This window comes from Microcystis sp. M109S1 (genome assembly GCF_020247025.1).
GTDB lineage: Bacteria > Cyanobacteriota > Cyanobacteriia > Cyanobacteriales > Microcystaceae > Microcystis.
On the sequence record NZ_JADBRW010000247.1, the window covers coordinates 1 to 10769 of the forward strand.

8 protein-coding genes are annotated in these 10769 nt (G+C 39.9%); all 8 read left to right on the top strand.

Translation table 11 applies throughout. From position 1 onward, the window contains the following. Window positions 1–119 precede the first annotated feature (119 nt). The gene (locus IM322_RS12320; RefSeq protein ID WP_287672057.1) at window positions 120–1292 is read left to right on the top strand and encodes an MFS transporter; all 1173 of its coding nucleotides are present in this window, start codon (window positions 120–122) and stop codon (window positions 1290–1292) included. A gap of 64 nt (window positions 1293–1356) precedes the next feature. Then, window positions 1357–2634, top strand: a complete 1278-nt coding sequence (locus IM322_RS12325; RefSeq protein WP_287672059.1) for an NAD(P)/FAD-dependent oxidoreductase — start codon at window positions 1357–1359, stop codon at window positions 2632–2634. A 200-nt stretch (window positions 2635–2834) separates the two neighbouring features. Continuing rightward, window positions 2835–3599 carry a PEP-CTERM sorting domain-containing protein gene (locus tag IM322_RS12330; RefSeq protein ID WP_287672060.1) on the top strand — a complete coding sequence of 255 codons (765 nt, stop codon included), beginning with the start codon at window positions 2835–2837 and terminating at the stop codon, window positions 3597–3599. Between the two features lie 320 nt (window positions 3600–3919). Further along, window positions 3920–4081: a hypothetical protein gene (locus tag IM322_RS12335; protein ID WP_287672061.1), complete on the top strand. Its 162-nt coding sequence runs from the start codon at window positions 3920–3922 to the stop codon at window positions 4079–4081. A gap of 121 nt (window positions 4082–4202) precedes the next feature. After that, entirely contained in the window at window positions 4203–5177 is a 975-nt protein-coding gene (locus IM322_RS12340) for a PEP-CTERM sorting domain-containing protein (protein ID WP_287672062.1), read from the top strand. Between the two features lie 85 nt (window positions 5178–5262). After that, window positions 5263–6789 carry an efflux RND transporter periplasmic adaptor subunit gene (locus IM322_RS12345; protein ID WP_287672064.1) on the top strand — a complete coding sequence of 509 codons (1527 nt, stop codon included), beginning with the start codon at window positions 5263–5265 and terminating at the stop codon, window positions 6787–6789. A 273-nt stretch (window positions 6790–7062) separates the two neighbouring features. Further along, window positions 7063–10161 carry an efflux RND transporter permease subunit gene (locus IM322_RS12350; protein ID WP_287672066.1) on the top strand — a complete coding sequence of 1033 codons (3099 nt, stop codon included), beginning with the start codon at window positions 7063–7065 and terminating at the stop codon, window positions 10159–10161. Window positions 10162–10632: 471 nt separating this feature from the next. Beyond that, window positions 10633–10769: helix-turn-helix domain-containing protein (locus IM322_RS12355; protein ID WP_287713080.1), on the top strand; the 137-nt coding region annotated here is incomplete at its 3' end.

Here is a 10769-nt window from a genome sequence, read left to right on the forward strand (position 1 = left end):
CTCTTAAGCTAAACGGCTTTTACTTCGGATCACCGATATAGACTCCAAAAGGGTTATAGCTATTGGATCATGCAGGTTAAGCGCCGTTTAGCTTACTAACCTTGTGCTGGAATTTTCCCATGATGACTAAAAATGCCAATTCTCCCTTTTCTGTTGGACTTCCCGCCCTTTATTTAGTGGCCTTTTTATCGGGAATTTCCCTAGGGTTATTTAATCCCTTTGTTTCTACCCTTATGAAAGAAAAGGGTTACGACAATATTGTTATTGGGGCAAATTCTACTCTTTACTTTTTTGTCATTGCCGCAGGAACACCGATTGTGGCTAGTATTCTTCGCCAAATTGGATTAAGAAAAACCATGATGTTAGGATTCCTTTTAATGGGAATAACTGCACCTCTATTTGCCTTTACTACTCAATTATCTCTTTGGTTTATCATTCGTGGCGTTATGGGTTTGGCCTGTTGTTTATATCTGATTTCTGGACAAACCGCTATTAACTATTTTTGTAATGATCAAAATCGAGCCATGGTTAATGGTTTAGATGCTTTAGCTTTTAGCTTAGGTTTTGGTATCGGTCCGATTATGGGAGCAGTCGCCTATAATCTTTCTCCTAAGATCACTTTTTTATTAGGAAGTGGCTTGATTTTAAGTGGAATTGTTGTTGTCTTTTTTGGATTACCAGAGAAAACGGTTAAGTTTCAAAAGCCCAACTTTAGCATTATTCAAAAGCTCAAACTTCCCCTACAAGGAGCTTTTGCTTATGGCTTCAGTGTTGCCACCTTAGTTTCTCTTTATCCCCTTTGTTTACTCGAACAAAACTATGGCATTGAGCGCATTGGTTTGATTTTTGGCTTGTTTATTTTAGGCGGATTAATTTCAACTGTTCCTATTACTCATTTAGCTGATAAGATGGGGACAGTTAAGGTTTTAGTCGGTAGTGTAATTATTGTTATTGTTTCAGTTTTTGGCTTATCTTTAATCGAAAATCCCATGATTACCCCCTTTTTAGCTTTTGTCTCTGGGGTAGGAATGAGTCCCATTTTTCCCTTATCATTAGCCCTGATTGGTTCTACCGTTACCCTTAATGAATTATCCTCCGGGAGTGCTGTCTTTACCTCAATTTATAGTGCAGGTTGTACCGCCGGTCCCATTCTATCAGCTATTGTCATGACCATGATGGGAACTCGGTATATCTTCTCATTAATGTTAGTCATTTTTGTCTTATTTTTGCTGAGTTTAAGTCAGTCCCAAAAGTCCCATCCTGACTATCAACATTCTTCGGAGAATAGTTAGGAAAGTTTCTTAAATTTTAACCCCACTAATTAACCCCCTTCACAATTTATTCAAGGACAAAATTATGGAAAAATTAGCAATCATTGGTTCGGGTATTTCTGGCACACCCATTGCCTATTATCTTCAAGATCAATATGAGGTTGATGTCTATGAAAAAAGTAGTCGTGTCGGCGGTCATGCTCACACCTTAGATTTGGATGAGGAGGGTCAACGGATTTCTTTTGATACGGCTTTTGTGGTTTGTAATAAACCTAATTATCCCAACTTGATGAAATTTTTTGCTGATTTAGGAGCAGAGACTCAAGATCATTTAGGTGGCTTTAATTTCTATAATTTAGATACTGGAATGCAGTTTAATTCCCTAGATCTAGAGCTGCCGATGGAAGAATTTGCCCGTCAACAACCTCCAGAATTAGTAGCTTGTTATCAAGAAGCTAAACGCTTTTTCTCTGAAGCGCGGGCTGATTTCTGGGAAGGAAAAACGAGAATTTCTATGCAAGAATATCTAGATAAAAATAACTATAGCCAATCCTTCCGAGATAACTTTGTCATGCTAATGGGATCAGCCGTTTGGTCAATTCCGACAGACTTGTTAATGGAGTTTCCAGCTTCAACTTTTATCAGCTTTTTTATGACTCATGATCAAGGAGGATTGGGGGGAAAAACGGTCGAATGGCAAACTGTTAAAGGGGGAAGTAGTCGTTATGTTGAAAGGGTCAAAGATGCTTTAAAGAAACCGATTCGTACTGAACAAGAAGTGATTTACGTTAAAAAAAGAGAAGACGGAAAAGTAACGGTAAAAACGACCACAGATGAAGAAGTTTATGATAAGGTGGTTATGGCTACTCACGCTGATCAAGCATTAGGAATACTAGCTGAACCAACCCAGTTAGAACAGCAAATATTAGGCTGTTTTAAATACAATGAAACTGCCGTCACTGTTCACACTGATCCGGTTATTATGAACCCAGATCGCAGTAAATGGCAATCATGGAATTATGGGCAAGTAACTAAAGAAGGAAAGCTTTATACTTATGTGACATATTATGCTAACAAAGTCCATAATTTTACGGCTAAGAAAGATTATTTTGTTTCTCTAGATACCCCCCCCATCGCCATTGATGAAGACAAAATTATCCGCATTCTTAAGTATCGACATCCAGCTTATGACATGAATACTCTAGAAGCCCAAAAACAAATTTATCAACTCAATGAAACTGGCCCCATTTATTTCTCAGGGACTTATTTCCACATCAAAAAACGAGGCATTGATTCCTATGGATTTCATGAAAGTGGCATCGCTTGTGCGGTTGAATTAGTTGAACGTTTGAAAAAAGGGTAATATTTTGCAAAATATGGAATAAAGAATGAGTAATTATGCTTTAAGTATTTTGCTTGACTCTTTTTAGTCAATTTAGCCACAGCTAACCGTAAGTTTCTTAAAAGAAGTTGAAGAATTCCGGTCTTTTCTGAAACCTCTTTTAAATTAGAGAAAACACTCTTGACTACAAACTCCAAAAAATCGACACAGGAGACTTAACAATGAACTCAAAACATCTAGTAACTCTATTAGGATTAACCTCTGTAATCGCTCTTAATCCTGTTCTTCCCGTTAAAGCTGAACCTGTTATTTATATTGAAACAGGGGGAAAAGACAGTCTTAACTTTGATCCTAATGTACTAGCCGTGTTAGAAAGAATTGGTTTATCTTTGGTATCGGTTGAGAATACTGATACTCCCGCACAGGGATATGATTATGCTTTTGATATTCTTCCTCCAAGTTCTGACCCTAATATAAGAGGAACGGATTGGGTATTTAGTTACGATGGAGAAACAGATAATTATGAGCCGATTAGTGGAACGACTGAATTGACGGGAAGTGTCTTTTTCAACGTTGATCAAACTAAACTTAATCTTCCTCCTGTGTTCGAGATCGGGGATTTTTCCGCCTTCTTTGAAGTGAATAGCAATCCAGATATTCCTGAGCCTTACTTTGTTTTTGTGAGAGATACAGCTAACACAGGTCTTCCAGTTTTTAGTACCGTAGCACCTGGCTTACCTAATGTTGATTTGGTCAATAATACTTGGATTCTAGAACCTTTAGGAATTCTTTTAACAAAGGAATTGAGTGATTTTTTAATAGCAGCAGGAGCAACGGAACCTGTTGAAGGATTACAATTGGCTGTAGCCAGAGGAGATCGTACTTTTACTCCCTTTGCTGCTTCTGTTCCCGAACCTACAAATCTGGTGGGAATTTTTTCGATTGCAGGTTTAGGGTTAATTATGAAACTCAAAAAGTCGGTTTAGTTAACCTTAACCTAACTAGAGTTGTTGCATAATAATTATAAAACCTTGGATTTCTGTCAGGAGAAAATTTTTAGTAATTTTAACGATATTACTATCAGTTAATGACAAGATACGGATTCAGCTGTTTTGATAGTTATAGTTAATTCAAGTAAGAATGAGACACTCTTGCACCACTTTACCCCTAATTTAGTGAGCAAGATGCTCACACTCCTATGTCTCAAACTTATTTGAAACGACTATATTGTTCAACAACTCTACTGAGGTTCTTCAGTACATATTATGCTAAACTAATAGTTGACATCAGATTACTGCCAAGAACTATGAAGCAACAACTTACCCAAATTCTCGGATTAAAAGGAGTGATAGTAAAGTCTCACAAGGTAGTCGAACAAAGTATAATTTTAGAAGTAGAAAAGGAGTCTAAAATTGCATTTTGTCCTCGATGTTATCAGAAAAGTCGTCGTTTACATCAAAAAACTTAATCATCAAATCTAAAATAAATCTATCTAAATCTCTAATCTTTACTCATTTAGAAATATCCTGATCAGTAAAAACCATTAAGGGTTTTTCAAGATGCCCCTATTTTGAACTAGGAAAAAGCTCATGTCTATGCGTCACTTTGCCTTATTACTCGGACTAACAACTACAGGAACAGCCACCCTATTATCCCCCCTTCCAACTCGTGCTGCTAGTTGTGAAACAGGTGATTTATTTGATTTTAGTTCCGTTCAATTTGTTGCCACTCGTCCTATTGCTTCTGATAACTGTCTGCGGTTATTTGGAAAGCGAACAGACCCGACTCCTCAAGGATTTGTAGGCTATGGCGCAGGTCATATTGAGATGAGCTTAAATGCACCCGGTAATCCAGCTCCCTACTATGCTGCAGGGATTGATTTTAGTCCCGAAAATTTGGTGAATCCTCTAGGTGCAACACGAGCAGCAACTTTATTGAATAATATCACCGGATTCTCTAACTTTTCTACTTTCCTGACCAATAACAGTATTGATGTCGGTCGTATTGGGTTTAGTTTTGGCCCCAAAAACAGTGATTTTAACAAGAGTTGGAATTTAGGAAATGATATTAATGGAGAGAACTATTTTTCCTCTCCTACCTCCTCTCTAGAAGAACGCATTTATGCCGCTAATCCTAATGAAGTGGAGAGCTTTTTATTGCTAGATACTACTAAAATTCTTAGCTTTGGTTATAGCGATATTTATTCATTCTTAGAATATGGTGCAACCACCGCCCCTGATGATGACACAGAAGCGATTATTAGTAATCCCTTTAGTGTCGCTAAGGTAGCCGGCTTGTTAGGACAATTTGACGGATTAGCCAATGCTTTCTTAGCGGATGTGGGTTCTAATAAAGTACAATTAGTCAGTGAAGATGCCGCCGTTGTTCCCGACCAAGTCTTTGTTGATGGGTCACTAGGGGCATTAAATCCAGTTGTTTCCATTCGATTTCCCCTGCAACTGAGAATTGTTTCGACTCCCGACCCCTCTGTTACCCTTGGCTTAATGAGTTTAGGCATTATTGCCGTGGGGTGTCGTTTGAAAAATAAAATTCGGAAAAAATAAGACAGCAGTTGTAGATAAGCTGAGACCCATCCCCGTCTTCACGTTAAACTCTTTAATGATTAGACTTATGCCAGATAGCCATCCTATGTCACACCCTATGTCGGAAGATCCCCTAAAAATCACTATCACCTCTTCTGAACCTCAAAAACACTCAAAACGCCGTTTCCAAGGGGCTCGGAGATGGTATCTTGGGGGACTTTTATTGTTAGGAGTCGGTTATGGGATTGGGTCAATCAGTCAACCAACTCAACCAATCGCTCCTTCTGTTGCTGAAAATGAACATTTTCTCCCCGTTGAAATCGACCAGCTAGTACAGGTCAATGCTTATCAACAGTCTCGAACTTACACTGGGGAAATTGTCGCTCAAAATACCAGTGATTTAGGGTTTGAACGAGGAGGAACAATGACTCAACTGCTGGTGACAGAAGGACAATGGGTGAATCAAGGAACGCCCCTTGCTCGTTTAGATGACCGTCAATTAATCGCCCAAAAACAAGACTTATTAGCCCAAAAACAACAGGCTTTAGCACAATTAAAGGAAATGGAGGCGGGTTCTCGTGCTGAAACCATTGCCGCGGCCCAAGCAAATTTGGCTCAAGAAAAAGCTCAACTACAAGAGATGGAAGTAGGACCTCGTGCTGAAACCATTGCGGCAGCCCAAGCGCGTTTGAAAACCCTGCAAGCACAATTAGCTTTGGCTCGTAGTAAACAGGAGCGACGACAGAATCTTTATACGCAAGGGGCTATTTCTCGTGAACAGTTTGACGAAGTCGTCACAGATATGGATAGTCAACAGGCAAGGGTTAATGAAGCTCAAAGTCAATTAGATGAGTTATTAGCGGGAACGCGCCCTGAAATCATTCGCCAACAGCAAGCAAGGGTTAAACAGGCTCAAAGTCAATTAGATGAATTATTAGCCGGAACTCGTAGTGAAGTGATTGAAGCTAAAAAAGCAGGGATCAAACAGCTAGATAGTCGTCTAGCTAGTATTGAACTTGATTTAGAAAAGACCGTTCTTCAAGCCCCTTTTTCGGGCAAAATTCAAAAACGTTATCTCGATCAAGGAATGGCGGTACAAGCTGGTCAAGGGGTGGTGCGTTTGGTACAATTAGACGGCGTTAAAGCCCATATTGGTGTTCCTACGTCTTTAACGTCTGAGATCAAGATTGGACAGTCTCACACTTTAAAAATTGACCAAAAATCCTATTCAGCAACCGTCAAGGCAATTTTACCCGAACTCGATTCTGCGAGTCGTACCGTAACGGTGGTTTTCCAACTTGAAGGAGGTAGAGGTAAGGGTGAAGTTACCTCGCCCGAAATAACCACTGGACAAATCGTAACATGGCAATGGCAACAAAACATCGATACTTCAGGTTATTGGCTACCCAGCACCGCCCTAGTCAAAGGAATTCGCGGTTTATGGTCAATTTATGTCTTAGGAGATGGGAATGCAGCCCAAGGATTTGTCGTAGAACGTCGGGATGTGGAGGTTTTATACACCGATGGGGAGCGAGTTCTCGTGCGAGGAACATTAGACGGAACGGAAAAAGTGATTACTAATGGCACAAATCGCATTATTTCGGGGCAAAAGGTAAAAATCAGTAAACAGTGAACAGTGAGCAGTTATCAGTTAACAGTGAACAGTAAACAGTGATCAGTTATCAATGAAAAGCTGAACACCTATTACTTATTACTTATTACTTAAGTGGGTGGGTGGAATTAAATATAAGATGAACGTAGGTTGGGTTGAAGCATGAAACCCAACCTAGGCATGGGTTACGAAGTGCGCTAACCCATCCTACAAATAATTGTGCCTCCCTACTTATTACTTATTACTTTCTCACCCGAACTTCATAATTCTCAATTCTTAATTCATCATTCTCCTATGTCTTCTATCTTTTATAAAAACGTCCGATTATTAGTTTTAACTATTTTAGCGATCGCCGTTTGGGGCTTATCTTCCTTTTTCAGTTTACCTCGTATGGAAGATCCCGAATTAACCCCTCGTTTTGCGGTCATTAACACCCAATTTCCTGGCGCAACCCCTGAACGAGTAGAAACGCTAGTTACTGATAAATTAGAACAAGCTTTATTGGAAGTTGAGGAAATTAAAAATATTGATTCTACCTCTCAGCTTGGCTTCTCCAGCATTACCATTGAATTAAATGACCAAATTACCGATGTTGATCCCGTTTGGTCACAAATTCGTGATAAAGTCAATGATGCTGTTTCTCAATTACCATCGGGAACTTCTCTCCCTGAATTTGAAGAATCAAAACCCAAAGCCAACGCCTTAATTGTTGCTTTAACTTGGCAATTATCAAGCCCTCCGAATTATGGCATTTTGAGCCGTTGGGCGCAAGAATTAGAAGATGATTTACGGTTAATTGAAGGAACAGAAAAAGTTGAATTATTTGGCAATCCTACGGAGGAAATTCGAGTTGAAGTTGATCCCCAACAATTAACCCATTTAGGATTAACTATACAGTCCCTATCTCAACAAATCTTAGAAAGTGATGCCAAAGTTGCTGCCGGCCAATTACGAAGCGAACAAAGTAACTTATTGCTGGAAATTGAAGGAGAATTAGATTCTTTAGACCGTTTAAATCGTTTATCAATTAAATCAGGTTCGTCTAGTCAAGTAGTGCGATTAGGTGATATTGCAAATATTAGTAAAGGAATTGAAGATCCCCCCAGAGAAGTCGCGATGATTAAGGGAAAACTGGCGATCGCAATTACTGCTTTTGTGGAATCTGATAGACGCTTAGATTCTTGGATGACAGTCGCCAAGGCTAAGTTAGAAAGATTTGAAAAAAACCTTCCTCAAGGAATTGGCCTACACATTATCTTTAATCAAAGTCGTTATGTGCAGCAACAACTGGACTCGGTTTTATCAAACCTGATCATGGGTGCTGTCTTAGTTTTTGGGATCACCTTTGTGATCATGGGCTGGAAATCATCTTTAATCGTGGGAACATCCCTTCCTTTATCAGTTTTGATGGTTTTTGGCAGTATGAGGGTGTTAGGAATTCCCCTACATCAAATTTCCGTAACAGGATTAATTATCGCCTTGGGATTATTAATTGATAATGCGATTATTGTGGTTGATGAGGTGCAAATGGCTTTAAAAGAAGAAGAAGGTATATCACCGATCAAAGCCGTTGCTACTACCGTACATCATATTTTTATTCCCTTACTCGCTTCTACCTTTACCAGTGTTATCGCTTTTTTGCCCATTGCTACCGCTTCAGGATCAACTGGAGAATTTACCGGAACGATTGGAGTAACCGTAATTTTAGCCCTAATTAGCTCGTTTATTCTATCTGTCACCGTGATTCCCGCCTTAGCGGGAAGATTACATCATTGGCAACCAACCCCCACAAATGGATATTGGTGGCAAAGCGGATTTACCCATTCTCGTTTAACCTATCTTTATAAGTGGAGTTTAGATCGCACTTTTCAACGTCCCTTATTAGCGATCGCCCTTATTCTTATTCTTCCCTTATGGGGTTTTATTAGCTTTCCTACCCTACAACAACAGTTTTTCCCCCCCACCGATCGCGAACAATTTCATTTAACCTTTGAATTACCCATCAGTGTGTCTTTACCCGAAACCCAGTCTCAAGTGATGCAAGCCCGAAAGTTAATCTTACAGCATCCTGAAATTCAAGACGTTCAATGGTTTATTGGGAAAAGTGCGCCCTCTTTTTACTACAATGTCTTACAAAATCGAGAACAATCGCCTAATTACGCGCAAGGAATTGTTCAACTTCAGAAAAACGTCAAGTCGGGTGCGTTAATTCGCACCTTACAGCAAGAATTAGATCAAGCCTTTCCCCAAGCGCAAATTATTGTCCGACAATTAGAACAGGGTCCGCCATTTGATGCACCGATTGAATTACGCTTATATGGGTCAGATTTAGTGCAATTACAGGTTTTAGGGGATCAAGTTCGCGCCGAATTAGCTAAAACCCCGGATATTATCCATACTCGCGCCACTTTAAGCGAAAGTTTGCCCAAATTAGCTGTCAATCTTAATGAAGAAAAGCTACGTTTAGCAGGGTTAGATAAAACAGCCGTTGCTCGTCAATTAGATACCAGTTTAGAGGGAACAGTCGGAGGCTCGATTTTAGAAGGAACAAAAGAACTACCTGTGAGAGTTCGGACTTCTAATAGTCAACGGAGCAATTTAGCTGAAATTAGCTCATTAAACCTCTTATCTTCGGGAAATTCTGCCACTTCATCGACAATTGTTCCCCTATCTACTGTGGGGACGGTGGAAATTTTGCCAGATATTGTTGCTATTTCACGTCGTAATGGCCAACGGATGAATACCATACAGGGTTTTATTCCGGCTGGTGTATTACCGGAACAGGTACTCTCTGAGTTTGAAAAACGATTAGAAATGAGTAATTTTCAGTTACCCTATGGTTATTCATGGGATTTTGGCGGAGAACAAGGAGAACGTCAGGATGCTTTAAGTAATTTGATTGCAACTCTTGGGGTTTTAGGGATCATTATGGTGGCCAGTTTAGTCCTCACTTTTAATTCTTTCCGTATGGCCAGTATTATTATTCTTGTTGCGATTTTATCCTTAGGACTAGGCTTAGGATCATTGGCCTTGTTTAATTATCCCTTTGGGTTTACAGCGATTTTAGGGATCATTGGACTGTTAGGAATCTGTGTTAATGATTCAATCGTAATTCTTGACGCTTTGCGTCATGATACTCAAGCCAGCCTTGGTTCACGTCGAGCAACTCGAAATGTAGTGATGCGAGCTACTCGTCATGTGATAGCGACCACCTTAACAACTATTATTGGGTTTATCCCTTTATTATTCGATCCTAGTGGTTTTTGGCCGCCTCTTGCCATTAGTATTATAGGTGGGTTAGGTGGCGCAACTTTAATGGCGTTATATTTTGTTCCTTCCGTATATGTACTCTTATGTCGTAAAAACCTTGCACAGAGTGCTAAACCGCAGTAACGGTATGATTATCGCAGTCATTTTGTCTTCCCATCAAGAGTGCGGAAGAGTCTTAACTCATCGTCCGCTCATTTTTGGGAGCAAGATGGGGTCAAAGAGGTCGAAAAGCTTACCCAGTGAAGGCTTGAGCGAGCGGGACTGACGGGATTTTATCCCGAAGCAAAGAAGTCAGTCGTATAACTGGACTTCCCCCATACAGAAATACTAAAAAATCAACGAAACCCTTACTGCATGGGGCTTCTCAGAAAAAATTGACAAGACACCAATGGGTACATTTTCCCCTTGAAAATGGCTGTACCGTTGACTGTATCTAGAGTAGAGCGATGACCTAGAGTTGGCTGTATAGTGAGCGCTAACCTTAATATAACAGATGGTGTCATCGAAAATTTTGGGTCTGAAACCCCGTCGTTCTAGGTTGGCTTTACCGTTAAATATTAGCGCATTTACAAAATATATGCCAGAATGTGAAATATGGAAAAAGCCTATTCTTACCGATTTTACCCCACACCCGAACAAGAGTCGCTATTGCGGCGCACTTTGGGCTGTGTAAGATTAGTTTACAACAAAGCTCTCCACGAACGAACACAAGCTTGGTACGAAAAGCAAGA

Coding starts and splice junctions, on each gene's coding strand:
- IM322_RS12320 (WP_287672057.1), top strand. CDS start 120: ATGATGACTAAAAATGCCAATTCTCCCTTTTCTGTTGGACTTCCCGCC.
- IM322_RS12325 (WP_287672059.1), top strand. CDS start 1,357: ATGGAAAAATTAGCAATCATTGGTTCGGGTATTTCTGGCACACCCATT.
- IM322_RS12330 (WP_287672060.1), top strand. CDS start 2,835: ATGAACTCAAAACATCTAGTAACTCTATTAGGATTAACCTCTGTAATC.
- IM322_RS12335 (WP_287672061.1), top strand. CDS start 3,920: ATGAAGCAACAACTTACCCAAATTCTCGGATTAAAAGGAGTGATAGTA.
- IM322_RS12340 (WP_287672062.1), top strand. CDS start 4,203: ATGTCTATGCGTCACTTTGCCTTATTACTCGGACTAACAACTACAGGA.
- IM322_RS12345 (WP_287672064.1), top strand. CDS start 5,263: ATGTCACACCCTATGTCGGAAGATCCCCTAAAAATCACTATCACCTCT.
- IM322_RS12350 (WP_287672066.1), top strand. CDS start 7,063: ATGTCTTCTATCTTTTATAAAAACGTCCGATTATTAGTTTTAACTATT.